22 protein-coding genes are annotated in these 24,653 nt (G+C 48.7%); 14 read left to right on the plus strand and 8 right to left on the minus strand.

Annotated elements, in window-relative coordinates; all coding sequences use genetic code 11:
- Window positions 1-69 precede the first annotated feature (69 nt).
- Window positions 70-492, plus strand: a complete 423-nt coding sequence (locus tag DVG79_RS00560; RefSeq protein WP_012371366.1) for a CBS domain-containing protein — start codon at window positions 70-72, stop codon at window positions 490-492.
- Window positions 493-620: 128 nt separating this feature from the next.
- On the plus strand, window positions 621-3,422 hold the full coding sequence (locus DVG79_RS00565; RefSeq protein WP_114595035.1) for a putative bifunctional diguanylate cyclase/phosphodiesterase: 2,802 nt from the start codon (window positions 621-623) through the stop codon (window positions 3,420-3,422).
- Window positions 3,423-3,602: 180 nt separating this feature from the next.
- On the opposite strand, the gene DVG79_RS00570 is transcribed toward DVG79_RS00565, so the two are convergent.
- Window positions 3,603-5,309, minus strand: a complete 1,707-nt coding sequence (locus DVG79_RS00570; RefSeq protein ID WP_114595036.1) for a M3 family oligoendopeptidase — start codon at window positions 5,307-5,309, stop codon at window positions 3,603-3,605.
- 174 nt (window positions 5,310-5,483) lie between these two features.
- Between DVG79_RS00570 and DVG79_RS00575 the strand changes: the two genes are divergently transcribed.
- The 8 genes from DVG79_RS00575 to DVG79_RS00610 all read left to right on the plus strand — a co-directional run bounded on the left by DVG79_RS00575 (window position 5,484) and on the right by DVG79_RS00610 (window position 13,887).
- Window positions 5,484-5,987 (plus strand): PTS sugar transporter subunit IIA, encoded by a 504-nt coding sequence (locus tag DVG79_RS00575; RefSeq protein WP_026827496.1) that lies wholly within the window; start codon window positions 5,484-5,486, stop codon window positions 5,985-5,987.
- Between the two features lie 165 nt (window positions 5,988-6,152).
- On the plus strand, window positions 6,153-6,914 hold the full coding sequence (locus DVG79_RS00580; RefSeq protein ID WP_114595037.1) for an ABC transporter ATP-binding protein: 762 nt from the start codon (window positions 6,153-6,155) through the stop codon (window positions 6,912-6,914).
- Window positions 6,901-8,817 (plus strand): ABC transporter permease, encoded by a 1,917-nt coding sequence (locus DVG79_RS00585; protein ID WP_114595038.1) that lies wholly within the window; start codon window positions 6,901-6,903, stop codon window positions 8,815-8,817. Before DVG79_RS00580 ends, DVG79_RS00585 begins: the two co-directional genes overlap by 14 nt.
- An 82-nt stretch (window positions 8,818-8,899) precedes the next feature.
- Complete coding sequence (locus DVG79_RS00590; protein WP_114595039.1) at window positions 8,900-9,586, plus strand: response regulator transcription factor; 687 nt, start codon at window positions 8,900-8,902, stop codon at window positions 9,584-9,586.
- Window positions 9,583-10,575, plus strand: coding sequence for a sensor histidine kinase (locus DVG79_RS00595; RefSeq protein WP_114595040.1), 993 nt, complete (start codon window positions 9,583-9,585; stop codon window positions 10,573-10,575). The genes DVG79_RS00590 and DVG79_RS00595 overlap by 4 nt, the downstream gene beginning before the upstream one ends.
- On the plus strand, window positions 10,568-11,332 hold the full coding sequence (locus tag DVG79_RS00600; RefSeq protein WP_114595041.1) for an ABC transporter ATP-binding protein: 765 nt from the start codon (window positions 10,568-10,570) through the stop codon (window positions 11,330-11,332). Before DVG79_RS00595 ends, DVG79_RS00600 begins: the two co-directional genes overlap by 8 nt.
- Window positions 11,298-13,232, plus strand: a complete 1,935-nt coding sequence (locus DVG79_RS00605) for an ABC transporter permease (RefSeq protein ID WP_114595042.1) — start codon at window positions 11,298-11,300, stop codon at window positions 13,230-13,232. Before DVG79_RS00600 ends, DVG79_RS00605 begins: the two co-directional genes overlap by 35 nt.
- Window positions 13,233-13,257: 25 nt before the next feature.
- Window positions 13,258-13,887 carry a helix-turn-helix domain-containing protein gene (locus tag DVG79_RS00610; protein ID WP_114595043.1) on the plus strand — a complete coding sequence of 210 codons (630 nt, stop codon included), beginning with the start codon at window positions 13,258-13,260 and terminating at the stop codon, window positions 13,885-13,887.
- A gap of 105 nt (window positions 13,888-13,992) precedes the next feature.
- Here DVG79_RS00610 and DVG79_RS00615 read toward each other — a convergent pair whose 3' ends face one another.
- The 3 genes from DVG79_RS00615 to DVG79_RS00625 all read right to left on the minus strand — a co-directional run bounded on the left by DVG79_RS00615 (window position 13,993) and on the right by DVG79_RS00625 (window position 16,576).
- Window positions 13,993-14,424, minus strand: coding sequence for a hypothetical protein (locus tag DVG79_RS00615; protein WP_114595044.1), 432 nt, complete (start codon window positions 14,422-14,424; stop codon window positions 13,993-13,995).
- A gap of 66 nt (window positions 14,425-14,490) precedes the next feature.
- Complete coding sequence (locus tag DVG79_RS00620; RefSeq protein WP_114595045.1) at window positions 14,491-15,693, minus strand: ABC transporter permease; 1,203 nt, start codon at window positions 15,691-15,693, stop codon at window positions 14,491-14,493.
- Window positions 15,683-16,576 (minus strand): ABC transporter ATP-binding protein, encoded by an 894-nt coding sequence (locus DVG79_RS00625; RefSeq protein WP_114595046.1) that lies wholly within the window; start codon window positions 16,574-16,576, stop codon window positions 15,683-15,685. The genes DVG79_RS00620 and DVG79_RS00625 overlap by 11 nt, the downstream gene beginning before the upstream one ends.
- A gap of 179 nt (window positions 16,577-16,755) precedes the next feature.
- Between DVG79_RS00625 and DVG79_RS00630 the strand changes: the two genes are divergently transcribed.
- Together DVG79_RS00630 and DVG79_RS00635 are read left to right on the plus strand one after the other, a co-directional pair.
- Complete coding sequence (locus DVG79_RS00630) at window positions 16,756-17,694, plus strand: VOC family protein (protein ID WP_114595047.1); 939 nt, start codon at window positions 16,756-16,758, stop codon at window positions 17,692-17,694.
- A complete protein-coding gene (locus tag DVG79_RS00635) occupies window positions 17,691-18,290 on the plus strand; it encodes an alpha/beta hydrolase (protein WP_114595048.1) in 600 nt (199 codons plus the stop codon). Before DVG79_RS00630 ends, DVG79_RS00635 begins: the two co-directional genes overlap by 4 nt.
- Window positions 18,291-18,352: 62 nt before the next feature.
- On the opposite strand, the gene DVG79_RS00640 is transcribed toward DVG79_RS00635, so the two are convergent.
- Window positions 18,353-18,826 (minus strand): hypothetical protein, encoded by a 474-nt coding sequence (locus DVG79_RS00640; RefSeq protein ID WP_114595049.1) that lies wholly within the window; start codon window positions 18,824-18,826, stop codon window positions 18,353-18,355.
- A gap of 361 nt (window positions 18,827-19,187) precedes the next feature.
- Window positions 19,188-19,928, minus strand: a complete 741-nt coding sequence (locus DVG79_RS00645; protein WP_114595050.1) for an SGNH/GDSL hydrolase family protein — start codon at window positions 19,926-19,928, stop codon at window positions 19,188-19,190.
- Window positions 19,929-19,971: 43 nt separating this feature from the next.
- Here DVG79_RS00645 and DVG79_RS00650 point away from each other — a divergent pair, with 43 nt between their 5' ends.
- Both DVG79_RS00650 and DVG79_RS00655 read left to right on the plus strand, forming a co-directional pair.
- The gene (locus DVG79_RS00650; protein WP_114595051.1) at window positions 19,972-21,039 is read left to right on the plus strand and encodes an acyltransferase family protein; all 1,068 of its coding nucleotides are present in this window, start codon (window positions 19,972-19,974) and stop codon (window positions 21,037-21,039) included.
- A 51-nt stretch (window positions 21,040-21,090) separates the two neighbouring features.
- Window positions 21,091-21,423 carry an Asp23/Gls24 family envelope stress response protein gene (locus tag DVG79_RS00655; protein WP_233494498.1) on the plus strand — a complete coding sequence of 111 codons (333 nt, stop codon included), beginning with the start codon at window positions 21,091-21,093 and terminating at the stop codon, window positions 21,421-21,423.
- A gap of 50 nt (window positions 21,424-21,473) precedes the next feature.
- On the opposite strand, the gene DVG79_RS00660 is transcribed toward DVG79_RS00655, so the two are convergent.
- Together DVG79_RS00660 and secA are read right to left on the minus strand one after the other, a co-directional pair.
- Entirely contained in the window at window positions 21,474-22,232 is a 759-nt protein-coding gene (locus DVG79_RS00660; RefSeq protein WP_114595053.1) for an SLAP domain-containing protein, read from the minus strand.
- The gene (gene secA, locus DVG79_RS00665) at window positions 22,216-24,576 is read right to left on the minus strand and encodes a preprotein translocase subunit SecA (protein WP_114595054.1); all 2,361 of its coding nucleotides are present in this window, start codon (window positions 24,574-24,576) and stop codon (window positions 22,216-22,218) included. The genes DVG79_RS00660 and secA overlap by 17 nt, the downstream gene beginning before the upstream one ends.
- Window positions 24,577-24,653: the final 77 nt, after the last annotated feature.

Consider the following 24,653-nt stretch of genomic DNA (forward strand, 5'->3'; position numbering starts at 1 on the left):
GAACTGAACGTAACCGGAGTTCATGATAAAATAGAAGGGGTGTCACAGAGTGGCTAGGGAGGAACAGAAATGAATATTGCTTTTTTCTTATTACCAAAAGACGAAGTTAAATACTTAGATCCGGAATCAACTGTCAGACAAGCACTTGAAAAGATGAAACATCATCGGTTCACGTCGGTCCCACTCGTTGATGACAAGGGAAAATATGCAGGAACCCTGACGGAAGGGGATGTCTTGTGGGCACTGGAAAAAAATCTTGAACACGCGGATTATGATCATGTCCTGCAAACCCGTTTAACGGATATCAAGCAACGTGTCCGGTACAAACCGGTGTCGATCACAGCGCAGATGGAAGAGATGATTGAAGTCATCACCGATCAAAATTTCGTACCGGTCATCGATGACGGAAAACACTTCATTGGCATCATTCGCCGGCGCGATATCATTGACTATTTTGCTAAAAAAGTAGCGCGGGAAAATGTTCAATACTGAAATCCAGTAAAAAAAGCACTGATTTTCACGAAAAGTGGAAAGAAGTGCTTTTTATTGACCCGTTTTCACTTCACGAACCGGTTGGATTGGACGATATAGAAACATAATGACAAGTTAGGGAGGACGATGTGTTGCGACGTTTATCACCAGTCTCCATCGTAGAAGCATTCCGAAAACGCTCCTACTACAAAACGTTCTCATGGATGATTTCAGTTATTGGTCTGTTAGCGTTACTAATCGCGATGCAACAACTGGCAAAAAATCTTGAAGACGGGTATCAGTTCAAACGATCAAGTGATAGGATGGATATTTTTGAACAACTCAATCGGGTCGAACGGGATTTGACGAATGAGTATTACCTCACCTTAAGTGAAACAACGAGAGATGCCGTTCCGGCACGGACCGATACGTGGCAACAAACGAAAACCGAACTGACAGTATTGAGTCAACAGATTAAAAACATACAGATGGAAGGACCGGCTCAAAAGGATCTCCTGGCTGAAATCAATCGTCTGCAGACCGGAGGATATCAGTCGGATCATCAATTCTTTCGGGTAGCGACTGCGTATAAAAGTGAAGTCCTCTTCAACCAACTGTACTTAAGCGGAGAGACCGGCACCTATTACTCGTTCTTCTCAAATCTTTTTTTAATGCAGGAAGAGTTCGGACGGGCCGGACAGTTCTTAGTCAGTGTCACTAAAGAGGACCAATTGAATTCGATTGATCTGTTGCGCCTTCGTCAGATACGCCAGGAGCTGAACTCGCGGAACAATGCATTAATCCAGTCCCTCTATGCGACGATGCGACCGGAAGATGAAGATCGCCGCCGTGATATTTCCGTCATGAGCAACCAGATGTACGCCTACTTACGAATGATTGATGCGACAATCAATCAACCGGAACTCCGGCAATATGGAACGATGGATGACGTAGCAGGGCGGTATCAGGCAAGTATGTACCGTTCGTTCGATCAAGGGATTGCTAATGTTCAGACTGAAATGACTGAACACGGGACAACACTTATCCAAAATGCCTGGTTGATGTTCGTCGCGACGTGTTGTGTCATTCTATCGCTGCTTTGGTTGACGATATCCTTATTACGGGCATTCCGAAAAGACTTACATATTCTGCAGGCAGAGGCGGACTTCTTTGCGGAAGGTCCGAAGCAGTCACATCATCAGGTGCCGGAATCAAATGACTTCCATCCGGTCGTCGAAGCCTTCCGGACGATGACGACAATCATTTCCGGATTGTTGGATTATAACGATAAAAAAACAAAGGAAATCAAACAGAAGAAGGCGGAAATCGAGTCCTTATTTTCTCAAAATACAAATCCGATCGTCGCGCTGTCATCTGATTTTCAATTGCTTAGCAGTAACGACCGTTTCAAGCATTTGGCCCAATCCTCTGAATTGATGACGATTGAAGAACTGATTCACCCGGCGGATTTAAACCGGTTTCGCCGGGCACTCAATCGGGCAATCGAAGGATACAGCCAGACAATCCGTTGCCAAATGATTTTCAAACAAGACATCCGGAACATGTTTGTCAATATCATTCATGTCCCGTCGAAAAATGACAGTGGGACAGCACTTTATTTAACCTGTCATGATGAGACGGATCAATTCAAACGGGAAGAACGAATCACGCAATTGGCATTGTATGATGTGCTGACCTCCTTGTTGAACCGGAACGGGTTCGAACAAAAAATGGCAGAAGCCATCGCCGCGCCGCAACCGGGAGAACTGGTCACGATCGGTGTACGTCAGTTCAGACGGATCAACGATATCTACGGACACAGTGCCGGTGACCAAATCTTAAAGGAACTGGCGAATCGCTTAAGGCATCATTTCATCGGGACGGGTTCCGCAGCCCGGATCGGCGGCGATGAGTTTGCCGTCCTGATCTTCCAACAGGACATCGTCGATTACCGCGATCTGAAAACGATTTTGGAACGTCCTTACCGAATCGACGGTGAAAAAATTGATGTCAACATCAGCATGAGTATGGTCCGTTATCCGGATGACGCGGTCGCGGTGACCTCGTTGCTGTCGTCAGTCGACATCGCGATGCAACATGCGAAACGGGAACAGACGGGAGGGCCCATCTGGTTTGAGTCCTGGATGAGTGAAGAATACCGCGAATCGGTCGTCCTGGAAGCAGAGTTGCGGGAAGCGATTGCCCGAAACGAACTGCAACTGTTTTATCAGCCTCAAATCAATCTGAAGACAAAAACGGTCGACGGATGTGAAGCCCTGCTCCGCTGGTTCCATCCAGAGCGCGGCATGATCAGTCCGGCCGTCTTCATTCCGATTGCCGAGCGATCGATGTTGATCGAAGAAATCGGGATGTGGGTTGTCCAGGAATCCGTCAATCAGGTCAGACGATGGGAAGGGACGCCGCTTGCGTCACTTCGTGTGTCTGCCAATTTATCCGTCAAAGAGTTGGTCTCGGGACGGATCGTCGAGTTGTTGACGGATGTCAGGGACCGTTATCCCGGGATTGAACAACGGATGGAGCTCGAAATTACGGAATCATTTGGTGTCTTTTCCGATACACGCGTATTCGATGCATTACAGACGTTGCATCAGCTCGGTTACCGACTGGCGATCGACGACTTTGGGACCGGCTATTCCTCGCTGTCGTATTTAAGCCGTCTTCCGATTCAACGTCTGAAGATTGACCGGTCGTTTATCAGCGGGACCGATGCCTGTTCAAACGCACCGTTGATCGAGACGATCATCCGACTTGCCCACACGTTAAAATATGATGTCGTGGCGGAAGGGATCGAACAAGCTGAACAGGGAGAGAATTTACGAAAACTGGACTGTGAGTATGGTCAAGGTTTCTATTACTCCCGTCCGATTCCGTCCGATGAATTTGAAATCTGGTATAACCGCTATCAAGAGGACATCAAGCTGTCGAGATGACGACCGGCTCGATAATACAAAAGGACCGCTTCCCGTCTGATGTTGGGAAGAGGTCCTTTTTCGTTTGAACGGAACGGCCTTTCAATTTTTCTCGTGAAACAACCAAGCAAAAAACGAACCGAGGATTACCCTGATCAGGAATCCGGCGGTTCGTTTTTGATGTTCTTTCTTGCGAATCAATCAGACACGGTCGAGTGCAAGATCATCCGTTTCTGATAAATAAGCTTTGATCGGTTCGACGGCTGCACCGACTGTACCCGGAGCGAATGGTGATTTCAGTCCGGCGCGTTCGACGAGTGTCAGGAAGCTTTCCGATCCACCGGCTTTACAGAGCTCGAGATACGATTTCCAAGCGGCTTCCCGGTCTTGTTCCATCCAGGCATAGAACTGGAAGGCACAGACTTGTGCGAGCGTATAATCGATATAATAGAACGGGCTGCCGAAGACGTGGCCCTGCTGATGCCACCAGGCACCTGAATCGAGATAATCATTTTCTTCATAGTTTCGGTGTGGCAGATATTTCTTCTCAATATCACGCCATGCCGTCCGGCGTTCTGCCGGTGTCAGTTCCGGTTGATTGTAGATGACATGCTGGAACTCATCGATTGCGACGCCGTATGGTAAGAACGTGACGCCACCGGCAAGGTGACTGAACTTATACTTCGCCGTCTGATCGCCGAAGAATTCTTCCATCCACGGGTAAGCGAAGTATTCCATCGACATGGAGTGGATTTCACACGCTTCGTACGTCGGGAATCCATATTCCGGTACCGTGAAGTGACGGCTCTCATAGACTTGGAAGGCGTGTCCGACTTCGTGTGTCAGAACATCGATGTCGCCGGCCGTTCCGTTAAAGTTCGAAAAGATGAACGGCAGTTTTTCGTCAGCGATATACGTACAATAACCGCCGCCGGCTTTCCCCGGTTTTGCCGTCAAATCGAGTGCGCCGCGTTCGAGCATATACTCGAAGAACTCATTTGTCTCCGGTGACATGTCGCGGTACATTTTCTTTCCGCCTTCGATGATGAACGCTTCTTCGCCTTGCGGTGTCGCATTTCCGGATTTGAAAGCAAATCCTTCATCGTAATAATAAAGAGAATCGACACCGATCCGGCGTTGCTGGCGTTCTTTAAGGGATGTCGCGATCGGGACGATCGTCTCGAGAATCTGTTCCCGGTAGTTTTCGACCATCGATTGATCATAATCAACACGCAGCATCCGGGCATAACCGAGTTCAACGAATGACGGGAAACCAAGTGTTTTTGCGATATCGGTCCGGACATGAACAAGTTTGTCATAAATTGTGTCGATCGCGTCACCGTGCTCTTTTAAGTAGCCGTAACGCGCTTCGGAAGCGGCTTTTCGGACAGCCCGGTCGGCTGACTGAAGATATGGACCAAACTGGGACAGGTTCAATGTCTTGCCGTCGAATTCGATTTGTGCCGCCGACATCAGCTTCGTATATTCACTTGCCAGACGATTTTCTTCCTGGAGTTTTGGAATGATGGCGTCAGAAAACGTCTTTAAGCTGGCTTCCGCTAGTAAGAAAAGTTGTTTTCCCCATGCGGATTCAAGTGAAGAGCGGAGGGGATGCGTCGTCAATGTTTGATAATAATTCGAGACATATCCTTGATAAACCGGACCGGCTTCGTCAAAGAAACCCTGCTCCGTTTCATAGAAACCATCGCGTGTATCGATCGTGTGACGGATTTCCACGAGTTGACTGGCTGTTTCAAATTGATTTCTAAGGGTATTAATCTCAGAGATGGCATTGTTTGCTGTTTCTACCTCAGTTGCTTCATGCAAGCGAGTGATTGCAGCATGCATAGAAGTTTCAAGGACGTTCAGGTCAGGACGGACATATGTAAGTTCTGAAAATGTTAACATGTAAGCGCCTCCTTGTGATTTCTAACTATTATCACACAAAAATACTTGCAAAACCAGAGTTACAAACGTATGCTTTTTGTGAGAACGTGAGCGAGTTCGTATTTAACTGGCTCCTATAAAAAAATCGAATCTTCGTCAAGAAGAAAACGATCGAGAAAGTAGAGGGATAGTATCATGGGATTCTTTAAAAAATTGTTTGGTGGTAATGATGAAGGAAACACGAAAATTGCTTCTGCCCTTACAGGTAAAATCGTCAGCATCGAGAACGTACCCGATCAAGTCTTCTCACAAAAAATGATGGGCGACGGTATCGCTATCGAACCAACGGAAGGTAAAGTCGTTTCACCGATCAACGCAACGGTCGAAACCATCTTCCCGACAAAACACGCGATTGGTCTTAAAGGCGAAGACGGTCTTGAGTTATTGATCCACGTTGGATTAGACACAGTTAATCTTAAAGGTGAAGGCTTCACAGCACACGTCCAATCTGGTGATAAAGTGAAAGCCGGTGACGTTCTGGTTGAGTTCGACCTCGACTTCATCCGTGCGAACGCACCATCAACAATCACACCAATCATCGTGACGAACCACGATCAATTTACACTTTCTGCAGTGCCGGCTGAAGGCACATCTGTTGTCGCAGGCGAAACAGAACTCTTCAAAGCAACACATAAATAAGCTCGCAGCGAATCAGCCCCCTTGTCCTAGATGAGGGGGCTTTTTTTGTCGTCTCATACCCGAGCTTACTGTTTTGTAAGATGAATGAAAGTCTAGCCGATTTTTTGAAAGGGATGGTGTTCCTTATACTAAAAGCAACATGAAGAATACGGGAGGAAACACACCATGAAAGCCATCTTACACGCAGAACAGATTACGAAAGTCTATCAGACGAAAAATGCCCGACACGAGGCTCTCCGGCCGACGACACTGACGATTCATGACGCAGAATTCGTCAGCATCATGGGGCCGTCCGGAGCCGGGAAATCAACCTTGTTAAATTTATTGTCAACGATCGACCAACCGACGGACGGTACGATTCGGATTAACGGGGAAGATGTGACCGCAATGAAGGAAAAACAGCTGGCCCGTTTTCGGCGGGAACAGCTTGGTTTTATCTTTCAGGATTTTAACCTGCTTGATACGATGACCATCGAAGAAAACATTGCCTTACCGCTTGCGTTACAGCAGGTCCCGAAAGCGGATATCTTGGTTCGGGTCGCCTCTGTCGCCCGAGAGCTTGGAATCGAGGAGTTACTCGCGAAACGCCCGTCCGAACTGTCCGGTGGTCAAAAACAACGGACAGCCGCCGCGCGTGCGATCGTTCATCAGCCGTCACTGATTTTAGCGGATGAGCCGACCGGTGCACTCGATTCAAAATCAGCGACTGGTCTGCTTGAAGCAATGGCCGGTCTGAACGAACAGGGGGCGACGATTTTGATGGTGACGCATGATCCGGTAACCGCGTCGTATGCGGAACGGGTTCTGTTCGTCAAAGACGGCGAATTGTTCCGTGAAATTCATCAGTTCGGGACACGGCAAGAGTTTTTCGAGCAGATCATGGAAGTTCAACGTGAACTCGGAGGTGCGGTTCGTGAACTTGTTTAAGTTAGCTTTCCGGAATTTAAAGAACATCCGTCAGAATGTGATGTATCTTGGTGCTGTCACGTTTGCGATTTTAATTTACTATACGTTTTTAGCAATCCGCTCCAATGAAGCGATGTTACAAGCCAATGAATTGTACGGAAAACTCGGGACGGTCTTTACAGGTTCGAGTGTGATTCTGGCACTCTTTTCCGCGATCTTCATCTGGTACTCGAGTGATTTTTTCTTACGGCGTCGAAAACAGGAAATCGGTCTGTATGCCTTACTTGGTCTCGAACGCCAACAGATTGCGAAGTTGCTGTTTCTTGAGACGATGGGGTATGGACTGATTGGGCTGTTGATTGGAGTTGTGCTTGGTACGGTCGCCTCGAAGTATTTTGTCCAACTGCTGGCGTACGTGATGGGGATGACGATTGAAGCAGATTTTTCGATCAACACCGGTGCAATCGGTCAGACGGTTGTTGTCTTCTTGACGATCTTCCTTGTGATTGCGCTCCGTTCAGCCCGGACGATTTACCGGTTTACCTTGATCGAATTGTTTAAGGCGAAACAGCAGGTTGAAACCATCCCGAACGTGCATCCGGTTCTTGCCGTAGTGTCCGTCTTATTGATTGGTACCGGTTATTACTTGACGGGGAAACCGTTGCTCACTCACTTTACAATCGTCGCACCGATTTTGATGCTCTGTATCATTGTCGGTACGTTCGGCACGATGAGCTACTTCACGATTTTTTTACTCCGTGTCCTCAGTAAACGTCTTCGTCATTACCATGGCACGAACCTGATTTTACACGGGCAATTGATATCGCGGATTAAATCGAATGCTGTCATGTTGTCGACGATCACTGTCATCACTGCCGTCACGCTGACGACGGTCGGAACAGCGACATCGATTTACTATTATATCGATCGGACGGTCGAGGAACAAATGCCCTACAGCTTGTCAGTTGCGAGCAAACAAGCGGAGGCGGAAAAATTAATCCGGTCATCGAATCAGACGATTGAGTCGCGGACGATGGTCAACGTCAAGAACGTCAATCATACGCTCGAGGAGCTGCCGAATCCGCTGTCGTTTACGACGTCGTACCAGACATACGCGTTTGACGGGGAACCCGGACAGTTCAGTTATATCAGTTATTCCGATTATCAGAAGCTCGCGAAGAGTAACGGAAAACGTGTGCTGCCGGAACCGGCTACGGGCGAAGCGATTGTCCTCGAGACATTCAAAGGCAACGAGTTGTTGAAGGAATCCGTTCAGTCCCCGATTGGAGTGACGTTTAAAGACACACATTCGTCCTTTCGGATTACCGGTGCAACGAATCTACCACTCACTCAACTGTATGCGAAAAAACGTCTGGCCTTTGCTGTTTCGGATGATACCTTTGCCATGATGCCGGAAAAAGCAGCGATGCTGACGAACTATCAGTTCTCGGACGAGCGCTCGGATGACGGGTTGATCAACCGACTGGAACAGTTGTATGGTAAAAAAGCAGAGACGGAGATGGCGGCCTATTATCCGGTTTATGCCATGACGACGGCAACGACCGGACTGCTTGCCTTTGCCGCGGGATTCCTCGGTCTCGTCTTTTTACTGGCGACCGGATCAATCATTTACTTTAAAATGCTCGCGGAAGCAGAAGAATCGAAACAACGGTTTGAAATCATTCAAAAGATTGGCGTCGATCCGCAGGAACAGACGGGGATCATCCGACGCTCGGTCGGATTCATGTTCGTCTTGCCGTACTTGCTTGGTTTAGTCCACAGTCTGTTTGCGATGCAAGTCCTCCAAAAATTATTGAACTATGATTTGCGGTTACCGATGTCGCTTGCCATCGGTTGTTATACCGTCGTTTATCTCTTGTATTATCTCGTCACGGTGCGTGCGTATCGCCGGATCGTCATCTAATTCAAATGGGCGGGAAACGAATAATCGTTTCCAGTCCATTTTTTGTTCGGTATCATGAAAGAAGAAGGAGTTGAATCTGCAGATGGAAACCATTTTATTAGTAGAAGACGATCAACAGATTGCGCTGTTATTAAAGGAACTGTTGGAACGGTACGATTTTCACGTCATTCACGAAGATGGATTAGGGGATGTCGTCGCTCGATTCGAAGAAACGCAACCGGACGTCATTTTATTGGATGTCAACTTGCCGAAGTTTGACGGATTTTATTGGTGCCGTCAGCTCCGGATGAAAACGCGGGCCCCGATCCTGTTTATCTCGGCCCGTGTCGGGGAGATGGATCAAGTCATGGCACTCGAATATGGAGCGGATGACTACATCGTCAAACCCTTCCAGGGAGCCGTCGTCATTGCGAAAATCAAAAGTCAGATTCGGCGTGCGTACGGGACATTGTCCCAGGAAAGTGACGAGCGGACGGTCAGCCGTGCCGGTCTGACGTTGTATTTGGATCGTTATATCGTCGAACATGAGGAACGGTCTATTGAACTATCGAAAAAAGAAGGCTTGATTTTAGAGATGTTACTGACGGTGAGTCCACGGATTGTCAGTCGGGGAGACTTATTGGAACGGATTTGGGATGATGAAGCGTTCGTCGATGAAAATACGCTGAACGTCAACATCACCCGTGTACGGAAACGATTGGCGGAAATCGGAATCGGTGGCCTTGAGACGGTCCGGGGAGTCGGCTACAAACTGGTCCTCGACAAATGAGACTTTTTTTCAGACATACGATTCCGGGCATTCTGTTCTTCAGCGGACAGATGATAGCCTTGTTCCTCATCTTATGGTTATATGACCTCTATCGTCCGGCTGCCTTTTTTTATATTGCTCTTTTAAATGTAATCGCCTTGCTGATTTATTTAAGTTACCGCTTCTTTAGTATGTTACCGTTGCTCAAACGATTGCAGACACCGATTCAATCGGTCGCAGAACCGATCCGGGCGGACAGCGACGAACCGCTTGCGGCAGCCGTCGAACACTTTCTAGAACGGCAACAGACCGTCTTTCGAAACAGTCTGTTTGCGGAGCGGCGGAAGGAAAAGGAACGGCACCGGTACGTCGATCAATGGATTCATCAAATGAAGACGCCGCTTTCGGTCATCGAATTGATTCTCGAACATCCGGGGGAACAGTTTCAGGCGGATTTACGCCATGAAGTCGACCGGCTGCGGATCGGACTGGATCAGATGCTGTATTCGTCGCGTCTCGAAGCGATTGAAACGGACTTGAAGGCGGAACGGTTAAATCTTCGGACGCTGGTGACGAGCATCATCAATCAGGAAAAACGGCTGTTCGTCAAAAACAAAGTGTATCCAAAGCTGGAACTTTCACCGGATTTTTATATCTATACCGACTCGAAGTGGTTCCGCTTTTTAGTCTTGCAATTGTTGACGAATGCCGTCAAATATACGGCCGGTCATGGTCACGAAGTCTACATCCGGGCGGTCGAACAATCCGGGAAGATCGTGCTGACGATTGAAGATGACGGCGTCGGGATTCCGAAACGTGACGTCCCGCGTGTCTTCAATGCATTTTTCACGGGTGAAAACGGACGCCGCTACGGAGAATCGACCGGAATGGGACTGTACTTCGTCAGTCAGATTTGTCTGAAGCTCGGGCATACGATTGAACTCGACAGCACGGAAGGTGTCGGAACGGCTTGTCGTCTTACACTGGTAGGAGGGAAACAACATGATTGAAGTCAAACAGTTAGGAAAAGTCTATCCCGGAAAAGTGACGGAACAACCGTTAACGGATATTAACTTCCGGGTGGAGGAAGGGGAGATGGTCGCCGTCATGGGACCGTCCGGCAGCGGAAAGTCGACCTTGATCAACCTGCTCGCGACACTCGATCAACCCAGTTGGGGATCGATTTTGATTGAAAATATCGATACGGCAACGTTCAAACGGAAAGAAACAACCCGCTTCCGGCGTGAGACGCTCGGAATCATCTTTCAGGAGTTCAATCTGCTGGATTCGTTGACGGTGGCTGAAAATATGCTCGTTCCTCTGATGCTCAGCGGAAAAAAGACGAAGGAAGCACGGGAAGAGATGCAACACCTCGCAAAACGGTTGCAGATTGACGAGTTGCTCGACAAACAGGTCGATGAAGTGTCCGGCGGGCAACGGCAACGGACGGCGATCGGGCGTGCCCTGATTCACGCACCGCGGCTGATGCTCGCAGACGAACCGACGGGCGCTCTTGATTTTCAGGCGACGAAACACGTCATGGAATTGCTGGCAGAATTGAATGCGGCAGGCATGACCATGGTCATCGTCACCCATGATCCGACAGTCGCCTCGTATTGCAATCACGTCCTGTTCCTGAAAGACGGCAGCATTCAAACAGAATTGTTCCGGGATGAACCACGGCGGGTCTTCTTTCAGCGTGTCATTGAGTCGCTCTCTTTATTAGGAGGGGATGAACATCACTTATCTGCAATACGCCCTACGTAACATCAAGCGGTACCAGCGTCTCTACTATGGATACGCGTTGACGATCATCGTCGCGATGACGATTGCGACGAGTTACTGGAACCTCGTCGTCAGCGAATCGTTTCAGAACATCGCCAAAGTTTTAAGTCAACTCAACCAGGTCATCGAACTGACGATGCTGTTTGTATTCATTGCCGAAGTCATCATCTTATTTTTTAGTATCTTGTTTATTTATTCGACGACGTATACGATGCTCGAGCACCGGAAAAACGATTTACGGATCATGCGGACACTCGGAAGCGGATTTTCGCATTTCCTGAAATATTTTATGATTGAAATCCTGATTGTCGGCGGGCTGGCGATCATCGGCGGTATCACGCTCGGTGTCGTCCTGACGAAACTGATGTTACTCTCGATTGAAAAAGTCATGTTCTTACCGCGACTGACGATCGAACTGTCCATTACCTCGTTTTTAGTATTGATTGCAGGGGCGCTCCTGACCCTCTTGATTGCGACTGTCCTCGCGATCTATAAATTCCGACCGGATCGTCCTGTACGGTCCCGTTCGCGCTTCCGGATCCGGTTTGGTCTTACGATGCAGGGAGTGGCCGTGCTCATTCTGTTTTACGGATATTTCATGGCATTGACACAACAAGATATCTTTCTGTTCGTCTTTCCTTTCATCATCTTTGTCGGTTCGTTCTTTTTCTGCCGTCACGTCATCCCGATGGTACTCAAACTGTACCGTCCGCGACGGTTGTCGTTACGAAAGTTAATCGTCTCGGAAATCGCGATTCAGTTAAAGACGAACAGTACGCTGGTCGCACTCGGGACAATCTTGACCTCCTGTGCTTTGACGGCCGTCGGTCTCGTCTTTATCTTTCAACTGATCGGATTTGATCTGTCGTCGAACAATCAATTCGGACTGGTCTATTACGAAGAAGCTGCCGTCCCGTCCGAACGTCTGGAAAAATTGGAACGGACGATGACAAAAACGTTTCCGGACAAATACCGGCAGGATGTCCGGCTCAAAGGAGTCAAGACCCGGTACATGATTCCGTTATCGGATTATAACGAACTGATGAAGCATCTGGGTCATGAGCAACGGACGCTGTTGACGGACAAACAGACGTTTATGATTCCGGCCCGTCCGGTTCAAGTCAAGGAAGTGACACCGACGATGCAAAAAGCAAAAGCCGGGATGAAGCAAGCCGGCTACCAGCTTGAACCGATGGCGGAACATCGTCTGCTATTCGGGTACAATGACCGGATTGAAACATTATTCGTCGTCAGTGACCGTGCTTTTACTACGATGGATCGTCCGGTATTCCATATCCGTGTCTTTGATACACCATCGTATGCCGATTACGGGACGGACCGCTGGACGCGTTGGATGTCGATTGTCCGGGAAATTCAATCCAAAGCAGAGCTCGGCAAAAACACTCCGGTTCCGTACCAGCTGATCAATGAGACGGAAGATAAACTGGACGGGATTCGCATCATCCGGCTGGTCTCGTTTGTTGTCATTCTGTTGACGGTCTGGCTGTTTGTCATCAATGCGAGCTTCCTGCACGTCTGGATGCAGATGACGGCAGAACGTGAACAAAAGCGGCTAAAGACATTGTCTGCGCTCGGTTTCAGTAAACGAAGCATCCGTCGTTTTCTGTTCATCAAATACGGTACGGTCTTGATGGTTCCGTACTTCATTTCGATTTTTCATGCCTGGTTGCTCTTTCAGGTCATCTTATCGAAAGAGGGACTGGAAATCGGACCGTTTCTTCCCTTATCCTTCACCTGGATCGGAATCGTCACCGGCTGTTATTTCATCAGTATCTTGCCATTATGGGTCCGCTATCCGCGGCATCTGATGAAAAAATCGTGCGAAAGTTCGATGTATCCGATACCCGATTCAAGGGTATGATAATAGCATAGCGAGGAGGGGTAATATGCTCGACCATTCACCTTACCGGGGATACGGTGACCGCATCCGAATCTTACGGGAACGCGCCGGAATCTCAATTGATCAGTTAGCGGATAATCTCGGGGTCGCCCCCTATTTCATCCGCCGGACGGAACTCAGCGAAGTCTATCCAACGAAAGCGTATATCGAATCTTTGGCGGAGGCCCTGCATATCGACTCCAGTTACTTGGCACGACACATCTGGACCGGGGAGTCCTTGAAGTTCGTCATGCAGGAAAAAACGCCGCTCGAAGAAATGCGATTGGCGTATGAACAGACGATGGGACAAGATGAAACGATGATTGAACAACAACTGGAAGAACGGATGCGCCTGTTCGATTTAATGTATGACGAAGACGTCAAGCGGATTGAACAGACGATGAGTGCGACGGAACAGCGGATTTTTCACGAATTGGTGGAAGCAGTCATGGAGGCGGGGGAACTGCAACGGGAAGAGGCGACCGAGACGTTTGAACTGTTTGCGGACAAACTCCCGACGATGCTTCAACTCGATGAATACCTCAACCGTCTGACGGAAGAAACCGAGACGACAGTAACCGATTGTTATACGGAGTTCAGCCGAAAGAGCGACCGAACACGTTATCACCGCAAATGAACGACCGGAATTGATGTTCAGCCAAACAAAAGAGGAAGACGGATCAAATGTCCGTCTTCCTCTTTTGTGTACACCAACGTTGAAGCCGGTGATATTTTTTAGCGGTTAACGCTGTGGCGCGGGACGTGGTGCCCGGCGTCCTTTTTGTCGTGTCCGTCCAATCAAGAAACCGATGATGGCATTTGCGATGACAAGCACCCAGCCGACATATCCGAAGTTTAAAGTCAGACTGCCAAGCATGGCCTGCCATTTTAAAATCATCATGAAGTCTCCCCGAATCAGGAAACGAGCGACACAAACGAGTAAGACTGTTGTTCCGCCGATAAAGACACCGATCCAGCTTCCATATAAACGGGAGGACTGGACGCGTACAGCGACGAAAGACCAATAAAATAAACTGACGATGAATGTCACTCCGCCGTAAGCGAGGACCAGCTTCCATGTCTCACTTGCTTGTGGAAATTTCGTGAACATGACAAGGGACGAGACGATGGCGGCAGCTGTGAATAAAATCGCTGCCCAAAAACGAGACCGCATAACGTAATTCCTCCTCAAGGCTTTTTCTCACCTAACGATAGCGGAAACGGTTCGTCTTGTAAACTACTACTGGCGGCCACCTAAAATACGACGCAGTTGCTTCAACGGATTTGATCCGTAAAAGAGGACACCCCCGCGATAGAATCGTGTTCCGACAAACAGGGCGAGGGCAATGCTGATTCCCATCAGGATGAGGGATAACGCGACTTGCCAGACCGGGACTTCCGTCAGCATGACACGTAAGAACATCAACATCGGGGTAAAGAACGGCACGAATGACAGGATGACGACTGCCTGGTTCGTCGGGGCGTTCAGGCTGAAAATCGATACCGTGAAAGCAGCGACGATCAACATGATGACCGGCAAGGTGACCTGTTGGGCATCTTCAACCCGACTGACGAGCGAACCGAGGGCGGCGAGCAGCGTCGCATACAACAGATAACCGAGCAGGAAAAAGACGAACAGATACACAATCGTCTTGACGCTCAGTGAATCAAGCGACAGCTGATCAAACAGACTGCTGCTTTGGGCACTGTAATAGCCGACTCCGACGAGTAACGACAATTGAATCAGACTGACGGTGGCGATCGAGGTGATTTTCGCCAACATATGCTGAATCGGACTGGCGGCAGAAATCAGCAATTCCATGACACGTGATGATTTTTCATTGGCGATTTCCGTCACGATCATGCCGCCGTATATGGCAATCGTAAAGTACATCAGGAACAGCAATACATAGACGAGAGCGGAAGCAGCGAACAATTCGTCCTCGCTTTTGCCGCCGGTCGATGTCAATTCCTGTTTGACGTCGATGGGGGCGGCAAGCGAAGCAAGCAATGCCGGATCGACGTCGGCATCAGTAATGATCGTCTGGTCACGGACCTGTTTTAAAGCGGTCGACAGTTGTGTCTGCAGCTCCTGTTCCGGACTGGCACTGATTAACGTCACCCGGTACGGATCATCGGATAATAAGGCGACAGCATCATACGTCCCTTTGTCGACGACTTGTCGTGCCTGTTTCAGGGAATAGTCTTTTTCGGTGATGTCCGTTTTGATACCGACGTCTTTTAAGACGGGAATGATCGGAGCTTCCAGGGAGCTGACGACTGCGATTTTCGGATCATCGCCCGAAAACCAGTCGATGATCCGTTCGATGTTGCTGAATCCGACGAGGAACACAATCATCAGAACGGTCGAGATAAGAAAACTTTTCGCGCGTAATTTTTGAAACAGGCTAAACCGATACAGTGTCAGGAATTTACGGTTCATAACGTTTTCCAACCTCCTCGATGAAGATGTCCTGCAGGGATAGTTGATCCCAAACGAATCGTTCGACATGGAATCCTTCCGTAATCAAATGACGGAGCAGGGAATCGGCAGCTTCTTTCGATTCCACTTGTAAACTATGACCGGTTCCGTCTGATTCGACCTGGAGAATTCCCGGCAATGCATCCCAAAGCAGGGCAGGGGCATCTGTTGTCAACAAGACCCGTGTCTTGCCGTATCCGGCCTTGATTTCCGGCAGGTAACCGGCGACGACCGGTTTCCCGTGATCGAGAATGGCGACGTGTTCGCACAGTTCTTCAACATGATCCATCCGGTGGCTCGAGAAGACGATGGTCGTTCCTTCTGCCGTCAGTTTCCGGACCGCTTTTTTCAGTTGTTCGACGTTAACGGGATCGAGTCCGCTGAATGGTTCATCTAAAATCAGCAGGTCCGGTTTATGTAGGACGGCAGAAATCAATTGGATCTTTTGTTGATTGCCTTTTGACAATTGTTCGACACGCATTTTTTCATACTGTGGAATTTGAAAGTAGTTGAGCCATTCGAGTAAAGACTGTTTCGCATCTTTTCGTTTCATGTCACGTAGTTCGGCTAAAAAAATCAATTGTTCGTCGACCCGGATTTTCGGATACAAGCCGCGTTCCTCAGGAAGATAACCGATTTTAGATAAAGGAATCGGTTGTCCTTTCCACGTGATCGACCCTTCCGTCGGTTGTAATAAACCGAGCAACATTCGGAACGTCGTCGTTTTTCCGGCCCCGTTTGCTCCGAGTAATCCGAAAATCTGTCCTTCCGGTACTTCGAATGATAAATCATCGACTGCTGTGAACGTACCAAATCGTTTGGTGATGGCTTTGATTTCAAGCATGGAATCAGTCCTCCTTCATTCAGATGTACTACATCATCGAGTTCGAGTGTCTATTATCCTTACGGGAAAATGGAAAAAAGGTTCCAAAACAATCCGTTTAAGCAAAATAATTTACTTTTAGTAAATAAGTTACTATTATTGTGTTAAAGGAAATGAAGCTGAAGGGGGAGTGCAGGCAGATGAAAACAAAAGGCATTCATCATATTACGGCAATGGTCGGTAATCCACAGGAAAATCTTGATTTTTACGGTACGACGCTTGGTCTGCGTTTCGTCAAGAAAACGGTCAACTTTGATGATCCGGGGACCTATCATTTTTACTTTGGCAATGAATCGGGTGCACCCGGGACGATCATCACCTTTTTCCCGTTTGAAGGTATTCAGCAGGGGAAAGTCGGGGCAGGGCAGGTTGGAACGACGGCATATTCGATTCCGACAGGGAGCTATGAATTTTGGAAAAACCGTTTGACGGAAAAAAGAGTTGTTTTTGAAGAAGCCGAACGTTTCGGCGAAAAACAACTGGTCTTTCAGGATCCGCACGGATTACAGATTGAACTCGTCGAACGCGACAAAGGTGCAAACAGCCGTTTTGAAATTGACGGCATATCGACCGATGTCGCCATCAAAGGGTTTGCCGGAGCGGTTTTGTTGTCGCATGATCCGGCAGATACAGGACGCCTCTTGACGGAAGCATTCGGATTAACGGTTGCGAAACGCTCCGAGACGATGGACCGTTATGAAGCGGAAGGCGAATTCGGCAATATCGTTGATATCCTGCATACGAACGTACCGGTTGGTCGTCCGGGCATCGGGACCGTCCACCATATCGCGTGGCGGGCCGGCGATCAGGCCGAGCAAATGGACTGGATGAAACAAATCAATACGTTTGGCTTGATGACGACGGAAGTCAAAGACCGGAATTATTTTACATCGGTCTACTTCCACGACCGTGGACGGATTCTGCATGAAATCGCCACCGATAATCCGGGATTTGCGGTCGATGAAGCATTTGAAGTATTAGGAGAAGCGTTAAAATTACCGGAACAGTTCGAGGCACACCGGGCGACGATCGAAGAACATGTCGCACCGATCACATTACCAAAGGGGAGACTTGTATGATCCATTTATTTGAACCGGCTAAAAAACCAGGCGCACCGATTTTTCTTTTATTGCACGGAACAGGCGGGACCGAACAGGATTTAGTCGGACTCGTCCGGCTCCTCGATCCGGAGGCCGGCTATCTGTCGGTCCGGGGTGAGGTGACGGAAAACGGGATGCCCCGATTCTTCAAACGATTGGCGGAAGGGATTTTTGATGAAGCGGACCTTGCCCTTCGGACAGCCCGCTTGATGGAGTTCGTGAAAGATATGAGCCGCACGTCGGATTTTTCGCTTCAAGATGTCATCCCGGTCGGTTATTCGAACGGTGCCAACATCGCAGCGAATATGATGTTTGAAGAACGGTTGTTTGAACAGGCGATCTTATTGCATCCGATGGTACCGCGTCGCGGTGTGACGTTACCGGATTCGTCGCGGGTGCGGATCTTTATCGGAGCCGGAACGAACGATCCGATCTGTCCGGCTTCAGAGACGGAAGACTTGAAAGCGATTTTTGAACAGGCAGGAGCTACGGTGGATGTGACCTGGTCAAACCACGGGCATCAGCTCGTCATGCCGACGATCGAAGCTGCAGCCGGCTGGCTGGCTCAAAAATAACGACAGCAAAAAAGCATGGGATGCAGGGAGCAGATGTCCTGACGTTCCATGCTTATTTTTGTTCAAGCAGGATGGTCACTCTTAGGACTGGAATAGACGATGAGGATACCACGTTCGACCAGTTCGTTTGCAAGCGTCTCGATGGCTTCTGGTGACGCTTTCGTTTGGGTGATGTGTCGGTAGAGGTGACGGAGTTCACGGCGCATCGGTTTACGGATCAACCACATGCTGTCGATGATGAGGCACCAGGTCACGACGGTTTCATGACCGATGTAAAACTGGGTTTGACGATTGAGGTACCGGATCCACCATTCATCCCGGGCCATTTTTAACAGGACACCTGTGGTTAAGAGGACAGCTAATACAAGCGGAATGCTTTCGTAGATCGGGAGACCCGCCAATTGATCGCGGAGTCCGGTTACGAAACTGAGCATCATCCATCCAATGAGACCGATGACGAACCAATAACTAAAGTTGACCATACTTCGTTGTTGTTGCTTCATCTGAAGTCGGGGTTTCAGGATTGGGGTTGACATCAGAATCACCTCCTTGTTAAATAATCGAATTTTCTGACAATTTATAGTTGTCCTTTTACTATAGTTACTTTTTCCCGAAACGTCCAGTCGTTAGACATAGAAAATGTGTTTCTTTCTTGACGAATTTCGTGTACGCTAAAAAAAGAAAGTGAACGGTTACATACAAGGGGGAGAAATGATGGATCAAGTCGTATGGATTGCAGTCGGTATCGTCGCCATTGCTGTATTTTCAGCATCAAGCGTTGCCGCATACATGGGAGTCAAAAATCAGGAAGACTAATGACATGGTGCCTGTCACCGTGTAGATGAGTGCTAAAAAAGGAGATTCCGTAAAAATCGGAATCTCCTTTTTTAATGACTGTTATTTGTTTTCCGTAATCTGAATTTTTTCGGCGAACGGTTTGAGTGCGTCGCTCCATCGAAGATAGCCGCCACCGACCAAATGAAGCCCGTCGTACGTCATCCGGTTTTGAAGATACCCTTGCTGATTGGTTAGATTCGGGCGTAAATCAACAAAGGAAACCCCGGTAGATTTTGCAAGCTGTTCAAGGTTCCGGTTCAGGGCTTCGACGTCACGATTGACACGGACTGAATCGGAATACTTGGGTGCGACGGGTAGTGTTGACTGAATGACGACATCAATGTTATTTTTCCGTAGCGTCGTTACGATCGTCGTCATGTTTTCCGTAATCGTCGGAATCGGCGTGAAGTGACGGATGTCATTGATGCCGCCCATCAGGAAGACACGTTTCGGTTTCATCTCGACAATCAGATCAAGCCGGGTCAAAAATCCTTCCGTCGTATCGCCGGGAATCCCGAAGTTCACGATTGTCGGATCATTGAGCAAAATCCGCCAATCACCAAAATTCGTCATGGAGTCACCGAGCATGACAGAATTCGGTGATTTTGGGTATTGATAAGTATGAAAGAGACTATTCAACCGGACGTAGTTCGGATTTTTCGTATATTGGAATGTCGTGATGGGTTGTGTAGTGGTGGCAGGAAAGGCCTGCTCGAATAACTCGATCGGTTTGCGTCCGAGCAATAGGGCGAGGAGGACGACGTTTGCGACGACCGAGAGAATGACTAGTGCTTTTTTCATAAAACAATCGTTCCTTTCGAGGGAGTATAAGGGGTAGTGTAACATGAATCGAAATCCGTGGTTTGATAATATCAAAGGATTCCTTGTCATTTTCGTAGTAATTGGTCATATGCTGACGGATTTACGGTTTAATTACGATGGAAAGTTACTCGAAACGGTGTACTTGATCATTTATTCGTTTCACATGCCATTATTTATTATTTTAAGCGGCTACTTCTTCCGTGAAAACAAGTACTTGCGTGTCATTCAACTGTTTGCCGTCTATTGTGTCTGGCAAATCCTGATTGGTTCATGGGCGACGTTTGGAGAAGGATTGCCGTTGTTGTCCGGACAAAATCTCGGGACGCATCTGTTACGTCCCTACTGGGCACTCTGGTATTTGTTCGTCATGGTCGTCTGGTATATCGTCACACCGTATGTCGTCCATCTGCGTGGTTACGTCTGGTTCGGACTTGCCTTTGCTTTATTGTACGGCTTTGAGCTCGAAAACACAGGCTTTTTGGCCTTACGGAAATTGATCATGTTCTATCCGTACTTCCTGCTCGGGAACTACTTGTCGGAACATGAGTTCATCCGGATTTTCGAGATGCCGAAAAGCTTTAAACGGAGAATGAATGTCCGGTTAATTGGCGGACTGGCGTTCGCGAGTGTCATCGGTTTCCTCCTATATGAAGCATGGCGCGATACACCGCAGGAAATCGTCGCGCTGGCGAATGCCTTCAAGCACCGTTTCCCGTATGTCGAACAATATGACAGTGATGCCTGGATCGGCGTGTTAAAACACAGCGTCATCTACTTCCTGTCGATTACAGCATCGCTTGGATTCATGATGCTCGTTCCGATGCGTCGTCTGCCGCTTGTGACACGGGCGGGGGAGCTCAGCTTATATGTCTACTTGCTTCATGTCTTCTTCGTCATGGCATGGCGTCAGTACGCGACGACAGCCTTCGTGCCGCAAACTTGGCTCGCCTTGCTGGTCGTCATCGGTGTTGCCTTGTTGATCGTCGGCGTAATCATTCATCCGTTCGTTGTCCGCCTGATGCGTCCATTGATTGAAATCGACATTCGTCCAATCGTCGAAGAACGACAAGACCTTTCAAAAAAAGGCTAAATGCTATACACTTTAAAGTAGAGCGATTAATAGATGAAGGGCGTGGAAAGTATGTCATATAACTTAAACAATGCGGATGGTGTCGTAAACGTTTCTCAACAAGTCATTGAAGTGATTGCCGGGGTAGCAGTTCAGGAAACAGAAGGAATTGCCTTTACACAGGACGATTCGAAGTTACAGGAAAAACAGATGGTCAAACTCGTGAAGGTCGAGGATGTGGACGGTGCGATTACGGTCAGTCTCTCGGTCCATATCAAATACGGGATGTCGATCATCAAGACAGCAGGAAAAGTACAGGAACGGATTGCACAAGACATGGAAAACATGTTGGCATTCCAACCGCAAGCGATTAATGTACGTGTGATCGGTTTATTAAAAGGATAATCAAAAATGGACTTCTCGTCATTGACGAGAAGTCCATTTTTTTGAGGGGATTATTCCGGCAGATACCGTAAATCCAGTGAATCGGCCGGATGTGCTACGTAATCAAAGCTTAAACGGATTGCGTGTTCACTCTGCGAGGACACGGTCAGCGAAGCATGTCGGGTTGCAGCGACCGTCTGATCACCAAGCAGTAACTCAAACGACAGCGAATCCAGCTCGAGCGACTGTCCGCTCGGATTACGGACCAGCACGATGGCCTCGACCGTTTGTTCCTGTTTAAAAATCGAGACCGGCAACAGGGACCAGCCATCTGTCGGCGGGGCAGGGTGCGAGAAAGCGATTTGGCGAATAAAACGCTGTTCCGGAGCAGAGAACGACTCATCGATTACGAGATCCGTCAGCTGTTCATTCGAGAAGACGAGTTCGAGCGGTGCATCAAGCGTCGATAAATCAACGAACTGTTCTTCATCGGAAAACTCGAGCCAAAGCGGTAAGGTTGCTGTCGGAAGCAGGACCGGTACTTCTTCGATCGTGAATATTTTCCGGGCGACGAGCTGGTCACCTGACAGGACGAGAACGACCAAGTCATTCAGCTGGAAAGAACGCGGAAGCGTATTTTGGAACAACGCAATCACGTGTAACGGTTCGGTCTGTAACACTTGAAAGAGATGGATCGCCAACTGGTTGGGTCCGAGTTTCGGTAACTGATTGAGTGCATACCGAAAAACATACTCGTCTTCTTTGACGATCGGCATATCCTCGGTAAAGTAAAGCGCGGGTTGAATATCAGAATCAATCGACGGTTGCATGAAGCAGTCCTCCTTGCAAAGTAGTCTCTTCCAGACGACATAGTCCAGACACGACTTGTTTTTCAAAACTGAAGATGGCATAACGGAAATAATCCATGCCTTCCCGTTCGAAGATCCGAACCGGCTGTTCTTGACCGTAACTGCGTAAATGAATCCCTTCCTTGAGCGAGTTCATCGCCGTCAAGTGACTCGTCCACTGTTCGTCCAGGGCAAGTAACATGAAACGTCGTGCCGTTTCTTCATCTTCGGCAATCTGCAAGGCCATTTTTTGATCGACCGAAGTAATCAGCGGTTCCATTTGTTGTTGGATGGTCTCGATCGAGTCACTCAGGACCAATTCAACCGGTTGATGCAGCAGCTGCTCCAGTTCCGCCGTCAATAATTCGATCGGCCATTCTTCCGGAACGAGATCATCCGTCAAATATTGCTCGAGATAAGAATGGATGGTCCGAGCCGCAAACGGCTGAACAAATTGGTCCAGCGTCGCCGAATCCACGATTTGGTTGCGAAGACGATAAATGGCAAGGCGCTGTTCACTGATGACTTCCTCGAGTTGGACCAGGTCGTCACGGATACTGCGGTTGACCGATTCACAGGTTTCCTGGGCATAGGCCATCAGTTGCTGAGCTTCTTTTGCATGAACCGGACCGCTGACGGCACCCAGTTTCTTTTTGACACGCTCTAACCGTTCGCGCGCAAACCGGCGGGGCAGATCATCCTCAAGCGACAGGTAGAACCGGGTCAGGCCGGGATCGCCTTGGCGTCCTGCCCGACCACGCAACTGGTTATCAATCCGGACGGACTCATGCCGTTCCGTGCCGATGACGAACAAGCCGCCCTGTGCCTTCGCCGCATCATCAAGCAGGATATCCGTTCCGCGTCCTGCCATGTTTGTCGCAATCGTTACCCGACCGTGGCGACCGGCAGACTCGATGATCCGAATCTCTTGATCGACGGTCTTGGCATTCAGTATTTCGTAAGGAATCTGACGCTGATCAAGCACGTCTGCGACCTTTAAGGATTGTTCGATGGAAGTCGTCCCGATCAAGACGGGTTGTCCCGTCAAATGAGCCGTTTCGGTCGCTGCCGCAATCGCTGAATATTTCTCGGAACTGGTCAAGAACAGGACATCGGCGTCGTCAATCCGAATTTTAGGACGATTCGGTGGAATCGATACAACATCCATCCGGTACGTTTTCAGAAATTCATCGCGCGACGTGGCAGCAGTACCTGTCATTCCGGACACATGATGATACATGCGGAAGTAATGCTGAATCGTAATTTGCGCCGTCGTCCGGTTTTCTTCGGTCACGCTGACATGTTCCTTCGCCTCGAGCGCTTGATGGAGGCCGTCCGATAAACTTCGTCCTTCCATCAACCGTCCGGTGAATAAGTCGACGAGCGCAATTTTATCATCCTTGACGATATAATCGACATCCCGTTTCAGAACGACGTGGGCCCGAAGTGCTTGGATGACATAGTGGAACAGTACGGCGTGCTCGGCCGCGAACAGCTGATCGATACCGAAAATCCGTTCGATCGTCTCGATGCCTTGATCGGTCAAGGCGACTGCTTTGATTTCTTCATCGTATGAATAGTCAGCGTCTTCTTTAAAGTCTTTGACGACATGGCGAACCAATTGCTGTAATCCTTCATGGACGGTGTCGCGTTCCGCCATGATGAGCGGTGTTTTTGCTTCGTCAATCAAGACGCTGTCGACTTCATCAATCAAGGCGAAGCGGAGGGGGCGTTGCAGACGATCCTCTTGTCGCATGACCAAATGGTCGCGCAGATAATCGAAACCGAATTCCGTTCCGACTCCGTATGTAATATCAGACGCATAGGCCTGTTGTTTTTCTTCGAATGACAGTTCTGCTGAGTTGATGCCGACCGTCAAACCTAAAAACCGGTGAATCTGACCGATCTGTTCCGCATCACGCCGGGCGAGATATTCGTTGACCGTGATGACATGGACCCCTTGACCGTATAAAGCCTGGGTGAAACTTGCAAGTGATGCGACCAGTGTCTTTCCTTCACCGGTCGCCATTTCGGCGATGTGTCCGGACAGAAGGGCCAATCCGCCAAGTAACTGGACATCGTAGTGACGAAGACCGAGTGTCCGCTTGCTCGCTTCACGGACAAGGGCGAACGCTGTCCCGGTGATGGCTTCGATTTTCTCACCAGCTTGAAGGCGGGTTTTTAAGGATTGTGTCAAGATCCGTAATTCTTCATCCGTTTTTTGTTCCATTTCTGCTTCCAGGCTGTTAATTAATAAAACGGTTTTTTCATAACGGCGCATTCTGCGGCTCTGTTCATCTATTAATTGTTTAACACGCTGAAACATAGTTGGTCACTCCTTCGGTTCGACTGTCAAACTCGCTTTTATTATAACAGTTAAAAATTGTAAAACGAATAGTAAAG

The sequence above is a fragment of the Exiguobacterium sp. RIT594 genome, assembly GCF_003339585.1.
GTDB lineage: Bacteria > Bacillota > Bacilli > Exiguobacteriales > Exiguobacteriaceae > Exiguobacterium_A.

Coding starts and splice junctions, on each gene's coding strand:
- DVG79_RS00560 (WP_012371366.1), top strand. CDS start 70: ATGAATATTGCTTTTTTCTTATTACCAAAAGACGAAGTTAAATACTTA.
- DVG79_RS00570 (WP_114595036.1), bottom strand. CDS start 5,309: ATGTTAACATTTTCAGAACTTACATATGTCCGTCCTGACCTGAACGTC.
- DVG79_RS00575 (WP_026827496.1), top strand. CDS start 5,484: ATGGGATTCTTTAAAAAATTGTTTGGTGGTAATGATGAAGGAAACACG.
- DVG79_RS00580 (WP_114595037.1), top strand. CDS start 6,153: ATGAAAGCCATCTTACACGCAGAACAGATTACGAAAGTCTATCAGACG.
- DVG79_RS00590 (WP_114595039.1), top strand. CDS start 8,900: ATGGAAACCATTTTATTAGTAGAAGACGATCAACAGATTGCGCTGTTA.
- DVG79_RS00595 (WP_114595040.1), top strand. CDS start 9,583: ATGAGACTTTTTTTCAGACATACGATTCCGGGCATTCTGTTCTTCAGC.
- DVG79_RS00600 (WP_114595041.1), top strand. CDS start 10,568: ATGATTGAAGTCAAACAGTTAGGAAAAGTCTATCCCGGAAAAGTGACG.
- DVG79_RS00605 (WP_114595042.1), top strand. CDS start 11,298: ATGAACATCACTTATCTGCAATACGCCCTACGTAACATCAAGCGGTAC.
- DVG79_RS00610 (WP_114595043.1), top strand. CDS start 13,258: ATGCTCGACCATTCACCTTACCGGGGATACGGTGACCGCATCCGAATC.
- DVG79_RS00615 (WP_114595044.1), bottom strand. CDS start 14,424: ATGCGGTCTCGTTTTTGGGCAGCGATTTTATTCACAGCTGCCGCCATC.
- DVG79_RS00620 (WP_114595045.1), bottom strand. CDS start 15,693: ATGAACCGTAAATTCCTGACACTGTATCGGTTTAGCCTGTTTCAAAAA.
- DVG79_RS00625 (WP_114595046.1), bottom strand. CDS start 16,576: ATGCTTGAAATCAAAGCCATCACCAAACGATTTGGTACGTTCACAGCA.
- DVG79_RS00630 (WP_114595047.1), top strand. CDS start 16,756: ATGAAAACAAAAGGCATTCATCATATTACGGCAATGGTCGGTAATCCA.
- DVG79_RS00635 (WP_114595048.1), top strand. CDS start 17,691: ATGATCCATTTATTTGAACCGGCTAAAAAACCAGGCGCACCGATTTTT.
- DVG79_RS00640 (WP_114595049.1), bottom strand. CDS start 18,826: ATGTCAACCCCAATCCTGAAACCCCGACTTCAGATGAAGCAACAACAA.
- DVG79_RS00645 (WP_114595050.1), bottom strand. CDS start 19,928: ATGAAAAAAGCACTAGTCATTCTCTCGGTCGTCGCAAACGTCGTCCTC.
- DVG79_RS00650 (WP_114595051.1), top strand. CDS start 19,972: ATGAATCGAAATCCGTGGTTTGATAATATCAAAGGATTCCTTGTCATT.
- DVG79_RS00655 (WP_233494498.1), top strand. CDS start 21,091: ATGTCATATAACTTAAACAATGCGGATGGTGTCGTAAACGTTTCTCAA.
- DVG79_RS00660 (WP_114595053.1), bottom strand. CDS start 22,232: ATGCAACCGTCGATTGATTCTGATATTCAACCCGCGCTTTACTTTACC.
- secA (WP_114595054.1), bottom strand. CDS start 24,576: ATGTTTCAGCGTGTTAAACAATTAATAGATGAACAGAGCCGCAGAATG.